Consider the following 16,450-nt stretch of genomic DNA (forward strand, 5'->3'; position numbering starts at 1 on the left):
CCGCCATCCGGCAAACTATGCTATAGCCCAACCACCTTGCATAAAATTTCAATGTAAACAGGCATTAACGGATGCCGGATAGCCGCCACCAGCGCCACCACACCAATGCCAAGCATTAACGGGGCCACCCACAGTAAACGCTGGCGCGGAAGATAGTCGGACAAACGATCTTTCGCTGCTTTTCCGCTACGCCATAAGCGCCAGCAAAGCCACGCAGCGACCCACAGCAGCAGCGCCGTACCCAGCAGCAACCACTTAAAGCCGCCGCTTTGCATATCCGCAGGAATATCAATCGCGGCACCCGCCAGAATCCCCGGCAGGAAGTAAATCGGCGGCCAGAGCAGGCAACCAATAATGTTCGGCGGAATAAACTTCGATACCGGCAGGTCGAGCATTCCGGCAACCATCGGGACCACCGGGCGCGTCGGCCCGACAAAGCGCCCGACCAGAATGGTGAACATGCTGTGCTGATGCAGCGCGTGCTCGGTTTTATCCAGTAGCGCCTTGTTCTTTTTCATAAACGACCAGCGATGCAGCGGTTTCTTAAAGCGCCAGCCAAGCCAGAAGGAGATCCAGTCGCCCAGCAAACACCCCACAATACCGACCAGCCACGCCTGCCAGAAATTAAGCTCACCGCTGCCAATCAGCGCCCCGAGGCCCGCCATCATCACCGTACCCGGCAAAATCAGACCGACCAGCGCTAATGATTCGAGAAAAGCCACCAGCGCGACCGCGACAAGTGAATAGGTCGTGGACTGGGTAATAAAGTGTTCCAGCAGTGCTTGCATAGTGTGTCCGGTTTGAAAACGAATCGGGGATTCTGGTCATCACCCCGACTTTCGTCAAGCCATCAATTGTCTGAATAGTTTACTGGCAATGACGCTTTCCGACACACCGCCTTTCCTTTTCTTTACTTTTTATTCACACCCTGCACGGAATTCACTCGGGCTGGCACCGGTACATTTCTTGAAAACGCGAGAAAAATAGAGCTGATCTTCAAAACCTACGTTACGCCCCACGGTAGCAATCGGCATACGCGTGGTGCTGAGCAGCAACTTCGCCTGGCTGATGCGTTGATCTTCACGCCAGCTCAACACGCTGACACCAAGCTGCTGACGAAACAAATGCGACAGACGCGACGGCGACAGGCAAACATGCTGAGCTACGCTTGCGATATCAAAATGGCTATCAGCCAGGTGATCGCTGATGTACTGGCAGGCATCGCGTACCCGGTTATCCATCGGCGGATGCAGCGATTCATTGATAGCCTCCATACGTCGCAGCAGAAGCTGCTCCAGCAGGTTGATCGCCAGCAACTCGGAGTAACGCCCAACGCCCTGCCCGGCATCAATAATTTGCCCAAACAGCGCGGAAATCGACGCCTGATGCGCTTCATCAGGGCGGAAAAAACCGGTTTGCGCATGAATGGTCGGCCAGTTCAGCCATTCATGCCAGTAGGCGCGGGGGCGGAAATAAACCCACTGGTGATACCATTCGCTGGCGTCAGGATGACGCCCGTAGTGATGAATTTCGCCTGGCGGAAAGAGCAGCATATCGCCTTCGCGACAAATAAACTGCTGCCCCTGATTTTCAATCACTCCCTCCCCTTTCACCGTCAGGTTAAGAATAAACCCCTTCATGCCCAGCGGCCGGTCGATAAAAAAATCGAGATAACCTCCGGCATCAATCGGCGTCAGCCCGGCGACCAGGTGCGCGTTAAAGGAGTAACCCGGCAGCAGGGGATCGTTTTGCAATTCAGGCATTTTCAGTCTGCTCTCCGCATGTTGTGAAGAAACCAATTATCCATATTCACGTTTTCACCCTTCCCGGCGACCTGTGCAAACCATCACCGCTCACGATAAACATTTAACCCCGCGACAAGCCGCGATTTTGATAACAATTCCGCGAGAGATACGGTTTATGGCGTGTAACAGAAGTGTCTATAAAGACGGCAGAAAAGTCCACATTGAATATTTGCACAGCGTCACACTTTGGGATGTGACAGCAAAATTATCCATAAGATTAGCGGTTCCTGCCTGACGATTTTTCCGGGCGATCGCTAGTGTTAACTCATCCTGTTTTATTACGATGGAGTGACACGATGGCAATCGCAATTGGCCTCGATTTTGGCAGCGACTCGGTTCGCGCCCTGGCAGTGGAGTGCGCGAATGGCGAAGAGATCGCCACCAGCGTTGAATGGTATCCGCGCTGGCAGGAGGGCCGCTTCTGCGACGCCCCGAATAACCGTTTTCGCCACCACCCGCGCGACTATATTGAGTCAATGGAAGCCGCGCTGAAGAGCGTGCTGGCACAGCTTACCGATAGTCAACGGGCCGACGTGGTCGGGATTGGCGTTGACAGCACCGGTTCAACCCCTGCGCCGATTGACGCCGACGGCAACGTACTGGCGCTGCGCGACGAGTTCGCCGAAAACCCGAACGCCATGTTCGTGCTGTGGAAAGACCACACCGCCGTGGAAGAAGCCGAAGCCATCACTCGCCTGTGCCATCAGCCGGGTAAAGAAGACTACTCGCGCTACATTGGCGGTATCTACTCCAGCGAATGGTTCTGGGCCAAAATTCTGCACGTCACTCGCGAAGATAGCGCGGTCGCACAGGCTGCTGCATCGTGGATTGAGCTGTGCGACTGGGTTCCGGCCCTGCTTTCCGGCACCACGCGCCCGCAGGATATTCGCCGTGGCCGCTGTAGCGCCGGGCATAAATCCTTGTGGCATGAAAGCTGGGGCGGCCTGCCACCGGCGTCGTTCTTCGATGAACTCGACCCTATCCTCAATCAGCACCTTCCCTGCCCGTTGTTTACCGACACCCTGACCGCCGATGTTCCGGTGGGCACGCTCACCGCGGAATGGGCACAGCGTTTGGGGCTTTCCGAAAAAGTGGTGATTTCCGGCGGCGCATTTGACTGCCATATGGGCGCAGTCGGCGCGGGCGCACAGCCTAACGCGCTGGTGAAAGTCATCGGGACCTCCACCTGCGACATTCTTGTCGCCGAGAAAGAGAGCGTGGGCGATCGCACAGTGAAAGGTATTTGCGGCCAGGTTGACGGAAGCGTAGTACCTGATTTTATCGGCATGGAAGCGGGCCAGTCGGCGTTCGGCGACATCTACGCCTGGTTTGGTCGCGTGCTGGGCTGGCCGCTGGAACAACTCGCCGCACAGCATCCTGAACTGAAAACGCAAATTAAAGAGAGTCAGAAGCAGCTACTGCCAGCCCTGACTGACGCCTGGGCGAAGAATCCGTCTCTCGATCATCTGCCAGTGGTACTCGACTGGTTTAACGGTCGCCGCACGCCGAACGCCAATCAGCGTCTGAAGGGCGTGATTACTGATTTGAATCTCGCTACCGACGCGCCAGCCTTATTTGGCGGGCTGATCGCCGCCACCGCCTTTGGCGCGCGCGCCATTATGGAGTGCTTCACCCGCCAGGGTATCCCGGTCAATAACGTGATGGCGCTGGGCGGCATTGCGCGTAAAAACCGCGTCATCATGCAGGCCTGCTGCGATGTACTCAATCGCCCGTTACAGATTGTCGCCTCTGACCAGTGCTGTGCGCTGGGCGCGGCCATCTTTGTTGCCGTCGCCGCCGGCGTTTACCGCGATATCCCCGCCGCACAGTTACTGATGGCCAGCCGTGTCGAAAGCACGCTCCAGCCCGATCCGCAACAGGCGAAACGCTTTGAACAACTCTATCAACGCTACCAGCAATGGGCGTTGAGCGCCGAACAACACTATCTCCCTGCCGCTGCGCCATCGGCTACCACGCCGTCCACCACAGCAGCGCTGACTCATTAAGGATACGACGATGACCATTTTTAATAATTATGAAATCTGGTTTGTGATTGGCAGCCAGCACCTTTACGGCCCGGAAGCCCTGCGCCAGGTGACACAGCACGCGGAACAGGTGGTTAATGCCCTTAACGCAGAAGCGAAACTGCCGTGCAAACTGGTGCTGAAACCACTGGGCACGCGCCCGGATGAGATCACCGCCATCTGCCGTGATGCCAACTACGACGATAAATGTGCAGGCATGGTGGTGTGGCTGCACACCTTCTCACCGGCGAAAATGTGGATCAACGGCCTGACTATCCTCAATAAACCGCTGCTGCAATTCCATACCCAGTTCAATGCCTCCCTGCCGTGGGACAGCATCGATATGGACTTTATGAACCTGAACCAGACCGCGCACGGCGGCCGCGAGTTCGGCTTTATCGGCGCGCGTATGCGCCAGCAGCACAGCGTGGTGACCGGCCACTGGCAGGATAAAAACGCCCACGAACGCATCGGCTCGTGGATGCGTCAGGCGGTATCGAAGCAGGATACCCGTCACCTGAAAGTGTGCCGCTTTGGCGACAACATGCGCGAAGTGGCGGTCACTGACGGCGATAAAGTCGCGGCGCAAATCAAATTCGGGTTCTCCGTCAACACCTGGGCGGTAGGCGACCTGGTGCAGGTGGTCAACGCGGTGAGCGAGGGCGATATCAACGCGCTGGTCGACGAATACGAAAGCAGCTACCGCCTGACGCCTGCTGCGCAAATCAACGGCAACAAACGCCAGAACGTGCTGGATGCCGCACGCATCGAACTGGGGATGAAACGCTTCCTCGAAGAGGGCGGGTTCCATGCATTTACCACCACATTTGAAGATCTTCACGGCCTGAAACAGCTTCCGGGCCTGGCGGTACAACGTCTGATGCAGCAGGGCTACGGCTTTGCAGGCGAAGGCGACTGGAAAACCGCCGCCCTGCTTCGCATCATGAAGGTGATGTCAACCGGTCTGCAGGGCGGCACCTCCTTTATGGAGGATTACACCTACCACTTCGATAACGGCAACGACCTGGTGCTCGGCTCGCACATGCTGGAAGTGTGTCCGTCGATCGCCGTGGAAGAGAAACCGATCCTCGACGTACAGCCGCTGGGTATTGGTGGCAAGGCCGATCCGGCACGTTTGATCTTCAATACTCAAACCGGCCCGGCGATTGTCGCAAGCCTGGTGGATCTGGGCGATCGCTTCCGTCTGCTGGTCAACACCATCGAAACGGTAGCAACCCCACATGATTTGCCGAAGCTGCCAGTCGCCAATGCGCTGTGGAAAGCGCAGCCGGATCTGGCCACCGCCTCCGAAGCGTGGATCATCGGTGGCGGCGCGCACCACACCGTCTTCAGCCACGCCCTGACGCTGGACGATATGCGCCAGTTCGCTGAACTGCATGGTATCGAGATTACGGTTATCGACAACGACACCCGCCTGTCCGCGTTTAAAGACGCGCTGCGCTGGAACGAGGTTTATTACGGGTTACGTCGTTAACACCCTCACCCCGGCCCTCTCCCTGAGGGAGAGGGTGAAAACCCAACACCCGCACAGTTAGTCCCCTCTCCCTCAGAGAGAGGGTTAGGGTGAGGGTAAAAGGCATTATCTGGAGCCAACATGCTAGAAGATCTCAAACGCCAGGTGCTCGACGCCAACCTGGCGCTGCCAAAACACAACCTGGTCACCCTCACCTGGGGCAACGTCAGCGCCGTTGACCGGGAGAAAGGCGTTTTTGTGATTAAACCCTCCGGTGTCGATTACAGCGTGATGACCGCCGACGATATGGTGGTGGTCAGCATCGCGACCGGCGAGGTGGTGGAAGGCCGCAAAAAACCCTCCTCCGATACGCCCACCCACCGCCTGCTCTATCAGGCATTCCCGACCATTGGCGGCATCGTGCATACCCATTCCCGCCACGCCACCATCTGGGCGCAGGCGGGGCAAGCTATTCCTGCGACCGGCACCACGCACGCTGACTATTTCTACGGTACCATTCCCTGCACGCGCAAAATGACCGATGCGGAAATCAACGACGAGTACGAATGGGAAACGGGTAACGTGATTGTCGAAACCTTTGAGAAACAAGGTATCGACGCCGCGCAAATGCCGGGCGTGCTGGTGCACTCTCACGGCCCGTTCGCGTGGGGGAAAAACGCGGAAGATGCGGTACACAACGCTATCGTGCTGGAAGAAGTGGCCTATATGGGTATCTTCTGTCGCCAGCTTGCCCCGCAGTTGCCGGATATGCAGCAAACGCTGCTGGATAAGCACTATCTGCGTAAGCATGGCGCGAAGGCGTATTACGGACAGTAACAAGAAGAGGGTCTGGAAACAGACCTTCTTTTATTTTTATTCTGCTTCAAGCCTCTCTTTAACTTTATTTAAAGGCACGCTATTTTATCCATCATTAAAAACAAGTATTCATTCATATTAAGAATGAATCAGGATTAATAACGTGCCTCCTGAAATTAAATATTCCCTGAATAAAAAAATAATCTCACGTATCGTTCTCGAAGATAACTTTTTTATTGTGGCAACCATTCCCGCCAGCCTGCTGATTCTCCTCATTTTTTCAATGTTTATCGGCGTACCGTTTCTCTCAATGGCGCTGGGTGCGCTTGGCGTAACACTGATTGCAGAGCTTCTGCTGGCGCTGGCCATCTTTGTTTATTCTCACTGGATTAAATCAAGAACGCCGGCGCAAATCGTTCTCACCGCTGATGCCATCACGATAGATAATAAAACCTGGCAATGGAAAAACATTGAGACCATAAAACTCACACCAAATATTTTTCCCATGAATAAAAAATACCACCTGGCGATCGCTGACAACACAGGACAAAAAACCACCTGGTTTCTGGGATATGGCCACGGCACAAAGTGGGTCATTTTTTCCGACTACCAGTCGCTGTGTGAGCAGGTGGCGTTTTACTGCGAAGGCGAACCGGGGAAATTTCAATCGTATTGAAAACGCACCTGTACAAAAAACCAGTTAATAACCTCTAAACCAGGTTATAATCAGCGCTTATTCATCAGGTGAGAAACGCGTGTGGCGCAGGCGCAAGCTGGCTTTATCTTAACCCGCCACTGGCGGGACACTCCCCAGGGGACAGAAGTCACCTTCTGGCTGGCGACAGATGCAGGCCCGCTTGCCGTGACGCTGCCGCCGCAGGAGTCCGTCGCCTTCATCCCGGAAGCGCAGCGTGCGCAGACGGAACGTCTGTTAAAGGGTGAGCGCGATGCTCGCCTGGCCCCGCTCGCCTTAAAAGATTTTCACCGCCAACCGGTATTTGGCCTCTATTGCCGTTCTCATCGCCAGTTGATGCGCCTCGATAAACTGCTGCGCGAAAACGGTATCACCGTTTATGAAGCGGATATACGCCCGCCAGAACGCTATCTGATGGAGCGATTTATCACCGCGCCGGTGTGGTTTGACGGCGACGCGCGTGGTAATGGGCTGGTGAATGCGCGTCTAAAACCCCATGACACCTATCGCCCTGCGCTAAAGTGGGCCTCTATTGATATCGAAACCACCCGCCACGGCGAACTGTACTGTATCGGCATTGAAGGCTGTGGCCAGCGCGTGGTTTACATGCTCGGCCCGGCTAATGGCGATGCATCAACGCTGGATTTTGAGCTGGAATACGTCGCCAGCCGCCCGCAGCTTTTAGAAAAACTTAACGCCTGGTTTGCGCTACACGACCCGGATGTGATTATCGGCTGGAACGTGGTGCAGTTCGATTTACGCGTGCTGCAAAAACACGCCGAACGTTACCGCATTCCACTGATGCTGGGGCGCGGCAACAGCGAGCTGGAGTGGCGCGAGCATGGGTTTAAGAATGGCGTATTCTTCGCCCAGGCAAACGGGCGGCTGATTCTCGACGGCATTGAAGCGCTGAAATCCGCATTCTGGAATTTCTCTTCGTTTTCGCTGGAAACGGTGGCGCAGGAGCTACTGGGGGAAGGTAAAGCGATTGATAACCCGTGGGACAGAATGGACGAAATTGACCGCCGTTTCGCCGAAGATAAACCCGCGCTGGCGAAATACAACCTTAAAGATTGCGAACTGGTGACGCAGATTTTCCACAAAACGGAGATCATGCCATTCCTGCTGGAACGCGCCACGGTTAACGGGCTGGCGGTTGACCGTCACGGTGGCTCGGTTGCCGCCTTCGGCCACCTCTATTTTCCGCGTATGCATCGCCTGGGTTATGTTGCGCCTAATTTAGGCGAAGTGCCGCCGCAGGCGAGCCCTGGCGGCTACGTGATGGACTCTCGCCCTGGCTTGTATGATTCGGTTCTGGTGCTGGATTATAAAAGCCTGTATCCATCAATCATCCGCTCGTTTTTGATTGACCCGGTGGGGCTGGTTGAAGGAATGAGCCAGCCGGATGCGGAGCACAGCACCGAAGGTTTTCTCGGCGCCTGGTTCTCACGCGATAAACACTGCCTGCCGGGGATCGTCGGCCAAATCTGGCACGCTCGTGATGAAGCTAAAAAGCATAAAAACAAACCACTTTCACAGGCGCTGAAGATCATCATGAATGCGTTTTACGGCGTGCTTGGCACCAGCGCGTGCCGCTTTTTCGATCCGCGCCTTGCGTCGTCGATCACCATGCGCGGACACGCGATCATGCGCCAGACCAAAGCGCTTATCGAATCCAAAGGTTACGACGTCATCTATGGCGATACGGACTCTACCTTTGTATGGCTTAAGAAAGCGCATGATGAAGACGCTGCGGCGAAAATTGGCCGTGAGCTCGTCATATTTGTTAACCAGTGGTGGGCCGACGAGCTACAAAAATCGGGCTTAACCAGCGCGCTGGAACTGGAATTTGAAACCCACTTTTGTCGCTTCCTGATGCCGACCATTCGCGGCGCCGATACGGGCAGTAAAAAACGCTACGCCGGGATGATTCAGGAAGGTACGGAACAAAGAATGCTTTATAAAGGTCTCGAAACGGTTCGCACCGACTGGACACCGCTGGCGCAACAGTTCCAGCAGGAGCTCTATCTGCGCATCTTCCGCAACGAGCCTTACCGCGACTACATTCTTGAAACCATCGATAACCTGATGGCAGGTAAGCTCGACAGTAAACTGGTCTATCGCAAGCGCCTGCGCCGTCCGCTGGCTGAATATCAGCGCAACGTGCCGCCACATGTGCGCGCGGCGCGTCTGGCGGACGAACACAACGCACGTCTGGGCCGCCCGCTGCAGTATCAGCAACGCGGCAGCATCAAATATGTCAGGACCACCAGCGGCCCGGAACCGCTGGATTATCAACAGTCACCGCTTGATTACGAGCATTACCTGACGAAACAATTAGCGCCCGTTGCTGAAGGAATTCTCCCCTTTGTCGACGACGATTTTGCTACAATAGTGACAGGGCAACTGGGGCTATTTTGACAGGTGACTAACGCCGCGCCATCCAGTACCATAGCGCCCTTTCCATTCCTGGACCTCATTCATTCGCCGCCTCTCCTTCAGGCGGTGGATGGGTATTGCCTGCAATTTACAAAGAGATAGAGCCGAACACTTATGCCTTTTACACTTGGTCAACGCTGGATCAGCGATACAGAAAGCGAACTGGGACTTGGTACTGTTGTTGCAATGGATGCACGCACCGTCACCCTGCTCTTTCCGGCTACCGGAGAGAACCGTCTGTATGCCCGAAGCGACTCCCCCGTGACCCGCGTGATGTTCAATCCTGGCGACACGATCACAAGCCATGATGGCTGGCAGTTGCACGTTGATGAAGTTATTGAAGAAAAAGGCCTGTTGGCCTATGTCGGCACCCGTCTGGATACGGAAGAAGCCAATGTCGTGCTGCGCGAAGTGCTGCTCGACAGCAAACTGGTTTTCAGCAAACCACAAGACCGCCTGTTTGCCGGGCAAATCGACCGTATGGATCGCTTTGCCCTGCGTTACCGTGCGCGTAAATATCAGAGCGAGCAGTACCGCATGCCGTACAGCGGCCTGCGTGGTCAGCGTACCAGCCTGATCCCTCACCAGCTCAACATCGCCCACGATGTGGGTCGTCGCCACGCGCCGCGCGTGCTGCTGGCCGATGAAGTCGGTTTAGGTAAAACCATCGAAGCCGGGATGATCCTGCATCAGCAGTTGCTTTCTGGCGCGGCCCAGCGCGTGTTGATCATTGTGCCGGAAACCCTCCAGCACCAGTGGCTGGTTGAGATGCTGCGCCGCTTCAACCTGCGCTTTGCGCTGTTTGACGATGAGCGTTATGCCGAAGCGCAGCACGACGCCTATAACCCGTTTGAAACCGAACAGCTGGTCATTTGCTCGCTGGACTTCGTGCGTCGTAACAAGCAGCGTCTGGAGCATTTGTGCGATGCCGAATGGGACATCATGGTGGTCGATGAAGCCCATCACCTGGTGTGGAGCGAAGAGGCGCCAAGCCGTGAATATCAGTGCATCGAACAGTTGGCGGAACGCGTGCCGGGCGTCCTGCTGCTGACCGCGACGCCGGAACAGCTGGGGATGGAGAGCCACTTTGCGCGTCTGCGCCTGCTCGACCCGAACCGCTTCCACGATTTTGAGCAGTTTGTCGAAGAACAGAAAAACTATCGCCCGGTGGCCGACGCGGTCGCGCTGCTGCTGGCGGGCAACAAACTCAGCAACGACGAGCTGAACACCCTGGGCGAGTTGATTGGCGAGCAGGATATCGAAGCCCTGCTGCAAACGGCGAACAGCGACCGCGATGGCGCAGAAGCCGCACGCCAGGAGCTGATCAGCATGTTGATGGACCGCCACGGCACCAGCCGCGTGCTGTTCCGCAATACCCGTAACGGTGTGAAAGGGTTCCCGAAACGCGAGCTGCACACCATCAAACTGCCGCTGCCGACGCAGTATCAAACCGCGATTAAAGTCTCCGGCATTATGGGCGCGCGTAAGAGTGCGGAAGAACGCGCTCGCGACATGCTTTATCCGGAGCAGATTTATCAGGAATTTGAAGGCGATACCGGCACCTGGTGGAACTTCGACCCGCGCGTGGAATGGCTGATGGGTTACCTGACCAGCCACCGCTCACAGAAAGTGCTGGTGATTTGCGCCAAAGCCGCCACCGCGCTGCAACTGGAACAGGTTCTGCGCGAGCGCGAGGGTATCCGCGCCGCCGTGTTCCATGAAGGGATGTCGATCATCGAACGCGACCGCGCAGCGGCCTGGTTTGGTGAAGAAGACAGCGGCGCGCAGGTGCTGCTGTGTTCTGAAATCGGTTCTGAAGGGCGTAACTTCCAGTTTGCCAGCAACCTGGTGATGTTTGACCTGCCGTTCAACCCGGACCTGCTGGAGCAGCGTATTGGTCGTCTGGACCGTATCGGTCAGGCGCACGATATTCAAATCCACGTGCCCTATCTGGAACGCACCGCGCAGTCCGTGCTGGTTCGCTGGTTCCATGAAGGTCTCGACGCGTTCGAGCACACCTGCCCGACCGGTCGCACCATCTATGACAGCGTGCACGATCAGTTAATCAACTACTTAGCCGCGCCGGAAAACAGCGAAGGCTTTGATGAACTGATAAAAACCTGTCGCGAACAGCACGATGCGCTGAAAGCGCAGCTGGAACAGGGCCGTGACCGTCTACTGGAAATCCACTCCAACGGCGGAGAGAAAGCGCAGGCGCTCGCCGAAAGTATTGAAGAGCAGGATGACGACACTAACCTGATCGCCTTCGCCATGAACCTGTTTGATATCGTCGGTATCAACCAGGACGATCGTGGCGAGAACCTGATTGTCCTGACGCCATCTGACCATATGCTGGTCCCTGACTTCCCGGGCCTGCCGGAAGATGGCTGCACAGTGACCTTCGAGCGTGATATTGCGCTGTCCCGTGAAGACGCGCAGTTCCTCACCTGGGAACACCCGATTATCCACAATGGTCTGGATCTTATCCTCTCCGGCGATACGGGCAGCAGCACAATTTCCCTGCTGAAAAACAAAGCGCTTCCGGTCGGTACGCTGCTGGTCGAACTGATTTACGTCGTGGAAGCCAATGCGCCGAAACAACTGCAGCTCAACCGCTTCCTGCCGCCAACGCCGGTGCGCATGCTGCTGGATAAAAACGGCACCAACCTGGCGGCACAGGTGGAATTTGAAACCTTCAACCGCCAGTTGAGCGCGGTAAACCGCCACACGGGCAGCAAGCTGGTTAACGCCGTACAGCAGGACGTTCACGCGATTCTGCAACTGGGTGAAGGCCAGATTGCCAAAGCCGCGCAGGCGCTGATCGATTCTGCTCGCAGTGAAGCCGATGAAAAACTGAGTGCCGAACTGTCGCGTCTGGAAGCCCTGAAAGCGGTGAACCCGAACATTCGTGATGACGAGCTTTCCGCTATTGAAAGCAACCGCCAGCAGGTGATGGAAAGCCTGTCGCAGGCTGGCTGGCGTCTGGATGCGTTGCGTCTGATCGTTGTGACGCACCAGTAACAGGAGCCCGCTATGGGAATGGAAAACTACAATCCGCCGCAGGATCCGTGGCTGGTGATTCTCTATCAGGACGAGCACATTATGGTGGTCAACAAGCCGAGCGGCTTGTTGTCCGTGCCAGGCCGTCAGGAAGAGCATAAAGATAGCGTGATGCTGCGTGTGCAGCGCGACTATCCGCAGGCCGAATCCGTCCATCGCCTGGATATGGCGACCAGCGGTGTGATTGTGGTGGCCCTGACCAAAGCGGCTGAGCGCGAGCTTAAACGTCAGTTCCGCGAACGCGAACCGAAAAAACAGTACGTGGCGCGCGTTTGGGGGCACCCAAAACCGGCAGAGGGTCTGGTGGATTTACCGCTGATTTGCGACTGGCCGAACCGACCTAAGCAGAAAGTGTGTTACGAAACCGGCAAAGCGGCGCAGACGGAGTATGAAGTGCTGGAGTACGCGGATGATAACACCGCCCGCGTGTTGCTAAAGCCGATTACCGGGCGCTCGCACCAGTTGCGCGTGCACATGCTGGCGTTAGGGCATCCGATTCTGGGCGATCGCTTTTACGCGACGCCCGAAGCGCTGGCGATGGCCCCGCGTCTGCTGCTGCACGCGCAGACGCTGACCATCACGCATCCGGAGTTTGGCAACAGTATGACGTTTAAAGCACCGGTGGATTTTTGAAGCCTCTGCGGCCTGATGCCCTCACCCCGGCCTTCTCCCACAGGGAGAGGGAGCAAACAGCACCGTCTGTCCCCTCTCCCTGTGGGAGAGGGTTAGGGTGAGGGGCCCCACAGTACAATCCTACTTAAACCCTTTCTGTTCCTTAATCAGCTCGTACGCACGCTGAATTTCCTGCGCCTTCTGCTTCGCCATCTCCATCATTTCAGGTGGTAAACCTTTTGCCACCAGCTTATCCGGGTGATGTTCGCTCATCAGCTTGCGGTACGCGCGTTTGATTGTTGTCGCATCGTCGGTGCTTTTCACGCCGAGCACGTTGCAGGCATCTTCCAGCGTCGGGCCGCGCTGCGCCTGTTGCCAGCCGCCTGCGCCTTGCGACTGCTGCTGATAACCGCCGCCAAATTGCGCCCCGCCCTGCATCATGCGCAGGAACTGATCGAACTGTGCGCGTGAAATCCCGAGTTCTTCGGCAATCACATACAGCACGTCACGTTCATTCGGATGCAGTGAACCGTCCGCAAACGCCGCCTGAATCTGAATTTCAAGAAACATCCTAATCAGATCAAAACGACCAAAGCAGACGCTACGGAACAGACGCATTTTTTCACGCAGCGGATAGTTATCTGATTTGCCCACGCGAAACGCCTGCTGCGCCGCAGTGCGAGAAGCGCCGTGCAGGTTCATTCGGTCCATTAACAGACTGGCGATATGAATATCCGCTTCCGTGACACGCCCTTTCGATTTGGTCAGGTGTCCCATGACTTCAAAGGTGGTGGCAAAAAAGAGAGACTGACGCTCCTGTTGATTCGCAAACCAGTTCATCCGGCGGCTGCGCGCCTTGTCAAACATGTGGCCCACGAGCAATCCGAGGACCACGCCCCAGAACCCGCCACCCATCATTAAGGCGATGGCCACACCAATCACTTTTCCCCAATACTGCATATACTCCCCAAATCGTCATGCCAGCGGCTAAAATATGCATTATCATACCCGTCATTCAATGCCGTGCCTAACACCTCTGGCCGGGACGGGCAGGATAAATACTAGCGTCAAGCCGTTGAGTACGTTAGTCTCTGACCGTTTGCAAGCCGCAATGCTATAGATGACGGAACAACAAATACAACGTATGAAAAAACGTATTCCCACCCTCCTGGCGACTATGATTGCCAGTGCCTTGTACAGCCAGCAGGGCATGGCTGCCGATCTCGCTTCGCAATGTATGCTGGGCGTGCCGAGCTACGACCGTCCTTTAGTGAAAGGCGAGACCAACGAGCTGCCTGTCACGATTAACGCCGATCACGCAAAAGGGAACTACCCTGATGACGCGGTGTTTACCGGCAATGTCGATATCAACCAGGGAAATAGCCGCTTGCAGGCCGATGAAGTTCAGCTTCATCAAAAACAGCCTGAAGGCCAGACTGCGCCCGTGCGCACGGTTGATGCCCTCGGTAATGTACACTATGACGATAACCAGGTGATCCTGAAAGGTCCGAAAGCCTGGTCGAATCTCAATACGAAAGATACCAACGTCTGGGAAGGTGATTACCAGATGGTGGGTCGTCAGGGCCGCGGGACGGCGGATCTGATGAAACAGCGTGGCGAAAACCGTTATACCATTCTGGAAAACGGCACCTTCACGTCGTGTCTGCCGGGTTCAAACACCTGGAGCGTTGTCGGTTCTGAAGTTATCCAGGACCGTGAAGAAGAAGTCGCGGAAATCTGGAACGCCCGTTTTAAAGTGGGTCCGGTTCCGGTCTTTTATAGCCCTTATTTACAGTTACCGATCGGCGATAAGCGTCGGTCTGGTTTCCTGATCCCCAATGCCCGGTACAGCACCAAGAACTATTTTGAGTTCTATTTGCCTTACTACTGGAACATCGCGCCAAACATGGATGCGACCATCACGCCGCACTATATGCACCGACGTGGCGGCATTATGTGGGAGAACGAATTCCGTTACCTGACCAAAGCGGGCGCAGGTTTAATGGAACTCGATTACCTGCCATCGGATAAAGTCTATAGCGATGAGCACCCGGATGACGATAACAGCCGTCGCTGGATGTTCTACTGGCGTCATGCGGGCGTGCTGGATCAGGTGTGGCGCTTCAACGTCGACTACACCAAAGTCAGCGACCCGAACTACTTCAACGACTTTGACTCCAAATACGGTTCCAGTACCGACGGCTACGCCACGCAAAAATTCAGCGTCGGCTATGCGGTGCAGAACTTCGATGCCACCGTGTCAACGAAACAGTTCCAGGTCTTCGACCGTAGCAACAGTAACTCCTACTCTGCCGAACCGCAGTTGGATGTGAACTTCTATCAGAACGATGTTGGGCCGTTCGATACCCGTATCTACGGCCAGGCGGTGAATTTTGTTAACACCAACAGCGATCGTCCTGAAGCGACGCGTCTGCACCTTGAGCCGACAATCAACCTGCCGCTCTCTAACGGCTGGGGGAGTCTGAACACTGAAGCGAAGCTGTTAGCGACGCACTATCAGCAGAAGAACGTTGAAAATACCCGGTACGATGACTCGGTCAACCGCACGATGCCGCAGTTTAAAGTCGACGGTAAGATGGTGTTTGAGCGCGATATGGACTGGTCCGCGGGCTATACCCAGACGCTGGAGCCGCGCGCGCAGTACCTGTACGTGCCTTATCGCGATCAGAGCAACATCTACAACTACGACTCCTCACTGCTGCAATCTGACTACAGCGGGCTGTTCCGTGACCGTACCTACGGCGGCCTTGACCGCATTGCGTCAGCCAACCAGGTAACGACCGGCCTCACATCTCGTGTATATGATGAATCGGCGATTGAACGTTTTAACGTTTCTATTGGTCAAATCTACTATTTCACCGAGTCTCGTACCGGTGATGATACAACGACCTGGCAAAATGATGACAACACCGGTTCGTTGGTGTGGGCGGGAGACACCTATTTACGTCTGACCGACCGTTGGGGCCTGCGTGGCGGCATCCAGTACGATAAACGTCTGGATAACATCTCCACCAGTAGCACCACCCTTGAGTATCGCCGTGACCAGGACCGTTTAGTCCAGTTGAGTTACCGTTACGCCAGCCCGGAATATATCCAGGCGACATTGCCGTCTAACTACTCGACATCAGAGCAGTATAAGAACGGGATTTCGCAGGTGGGCGGCGTAGCGAGTTGGCCTATTGCCGATCGCTGGTCTGTTGTTGGCGCATACTACTTCGACACCAACAGCCATAAACCGGCCGATCAAATGCTGGGCGTGCAGTATAACTCCTGCTGCTATGCCATCCGTGTCGGCTACGAACGTAAGCTGAATGGCTGGGATAACGAAGGGGCGAAAGATCACGCCGTCTACGATAACGTAATCGGCTTTAATATTGAGCTTCGTGGATTGAGTTCGAACTATGGTCTGGGTACCCAGCAAATGCTGCGTTCGAACATACTGCCGTACCAGAACTCATTGTAACGACACTGACAGAAACTTAAGCCGCCGAGCGGTTTGTTAATT

At 55.6% G+C, this 16,450-nt stretch carries 11 protein-coding genes; 8 read left to right on the forward strand and 3 right to left on the reverse strand.

Annotation, left to right across the window (positions count from 1 at the left end; genetic code table 11):
* Positions 1–20: 20 nt before the first annotated feature.
* Both NMC31_RS06595 and araC read right to left on the reverse strand, forming a co-directional pair.
* Positions 21–788 (reverse strand): DedA family protein, encoded by a 768-nt coding sequence (locus NMC31_RS06595; RefSeq protein ID WP_253897360.1) that lies wholly within the window; start codon positions 786–788, stop codon positions 21–23.
* Positions 789–917: 129 nt separating this feature from the next.
* Positions 918–1,763: an arabinose operon transcriptional regulator AraC gene (araC, locus tag NMC31_RS06600; RefSeq protein ID WP_015965945.1), complete on the reverse strand. Its 846-nt coding sequence runs from the start codon at positions 1,761–1,763 to the stop codon at positions 918–920.
* 338 nt (positions 1,764–2,101) lie between these two features.
* On the opposite strand from araC, the gene araB reads away from it, so the two are divergent.
* The 7 genes from araB to rluA all read left to right on the forward strand — a co-directional run bounded on the left by araB (position 2,102) and on the right by rluA (position 12,945).
* Positions 2,102–3,811, forward strand: a complete 1,710-nt coding sequence (gene araB, locus NMC31_RS06605) for a ribulokinase (RefSeq protein WP_253897361.1) — start codon at positions 2,102–2,104, stop codon at positions 3,809–3,811.
* Positions 3,812–3,821: 10 nt separating this feature from the next.
* Positions 3,822–5,324, forward strand: coding sequence for an L-arabinose isomerase (araA, locus tag NMC31_RS06610; RefSeq protein ID WP_253897362.1), 1,503 nt, complete (start codon positions 3,822–3,824; stop codon positions 5,322–5,324).
* 120 nt (positions 5,325–5,444) lie between these two features.
* On the forward strand, positions 5,445–6,140 hold the full coding sequence (gene araD / locus NMC31_RS06615; RefSeq protein WP_253897363.1) for an L-ribulose-5-phosphate 4-epimerase: 696 nt from the start codon (positions 5,445–5,447) through the stop codon (positions 6,138–6,140).
* A gap of 142 nt (positions 6,141–6,282) precedes the next feature.
* A complete protein-coding gene (locus tag NMC31_RS06620) occupies positions 6,283–6,795 on the forward strand; it encodes a hypothetical protein (RefSeq protein WP_253897364.1) in 513 nt (170 codons plus the stop codon).
* An 81-nt stretch (positions 6,796–6,876) separates the two neighbouring features.
* Positions 6,877–9,234, forward strand: coding sequence for a DNA polymerase II (gene polB / locus NMC31_RS06625; protein WP_253897365.1), 2,358 nt, complete (start codon positions 6,877–6,879; stop codon positions 9,232–9,234).
* A 132-nt stretch (positions 9,235–9,366) separates the two neighbouring features.
* Positions 9,367–12,273 carry an RNA polymerase-associated protein RapA gene (gene rapA / locus NMC31_RS06630; RefSeq protein ID WP_149463077.1) on the forward strand — a complete coding sequence of 969 codons (2,907 nt, stop codon included), beginning with the start codon at positions 9,367–9,369 and terminating at the stop codon, positions 12,271–12,273.
* A 12-nt stretch (positions 12,274–12,285) separates the two neighbouring features.
* The gene (rluA, locus tag NMC31_RS06635; protein WP_149463076.1) at positions 12,286–12,945 is read left to right on the forward strand and encodes a bifunctional tRNA pseudouridine(32) synthase/23S rRNA pseudouridine(746) synthase RluA; all 660 of its coding nucleotides are present in this window, start codon (positions 12,286–12,288) and stop codon (positions 12,943–12,945) included.
* A 120-nt stretch (positions 12,946–13,065) separates the two neighbouring features.
* Here the strand turns inward: rluA and djlA are convergent, their stop codons facing one another.
* Entirely contained in the window at positions 13,066–13,884 is an 819-nt protein-coding gene (gene djlA / locus NMC31_RS06640) for a co-chaperone DjlA (RefSeq protein ID WP_253897366.1), read from the reverse strand.
* Positions 13,885–14,068: 184 nt separating this feature from the next.
* Here djlA and lptD point away from each other — a divergent pair, with 184 nt between their 5' ends.
* Positions 14,069–16,408 carry an LPS assembly protein LptD gene (gene lptD, locus NMC31_RS06645; protein WP_253897367.1) on the forward strand — a complete coding sequence of 780 codons (2,340 nt, stop codon included), beginning with the start codon at positions 14,069–14,071 and terminating at the stop codon, positions 16,406–16,408.
* The last annotated feature ends 42 nt before the right edge of the window (positions 16,409–16,450 follow it).

Source organism: Pseudocitrobacter vendiensis (genome assembly GCF_943590815.1).
Taxonomy (GTDB): domain Bacteria; phylum Pseudomonadota; class Gammaproteobacteria; order Enterobacterales; family Enterobacteriaceae; genus Pseudocitrobacter; species Pseudocitrobacter vendiensis.

Coding starts and splice junctions, on each gene's coding strand:
- NMC31_RS06595 (WP_253897360.1), bottom strand. CDS start 788: ATGCAAGCACTGCTGGAACACTTTATTACCCAGTCCACGACCTATTCA.
- araC (WP_015965945.1), bottom strand. CDS start 1,763: ATGCCTGAATTGCAAAACGATCCCCTGCTGCCGGGTTACTCCTTTAAC.
- araB (WP_253897361.1), top strand. CDS start 2,102: ATGGCAATCGCAATTGGCCTCGATTTTGGCAGCGACTCGGTTCGCGCC.
- araA (WP_253897362.1), top strand. CDS start 3,822: ATGACCATTTTTAATAATTATGAAATCTGGTTTGTGATTGGCAGCCAG.
- araD (WP_253897363.1), top strand. CDS start 5,445: ATGCTAGAAGATCTCAAACGCCAGGTGCTCGACGCCAACCTGGCGCTG.
- rapA (WP_149463077.1), top strand. CDS start 9,367: ATGCCTTTTACACTTGGTCAACGCTGGATCAGCGATACAGAAAGCGAA.
- rluA (WP_149463076.1), top strand. CDS start 12,286: ATGGGAATGGAAAACTACAATCCGCCGCAGGATCCGTGGCTGGTGATT.
- djlA (WP_253897366.1), bottom strand. CDS start 13,884: ATGCAGTATTGGGGAAAAGTGATTGGTGTGGCCATCGCCTTAATGATG.
- lptD (WP_253897367.1), top strand. CDS start 14,069: ATGAAAAAACGTATTCCCACCCTCCTGGCGACTATGATTGCCAGTGCC.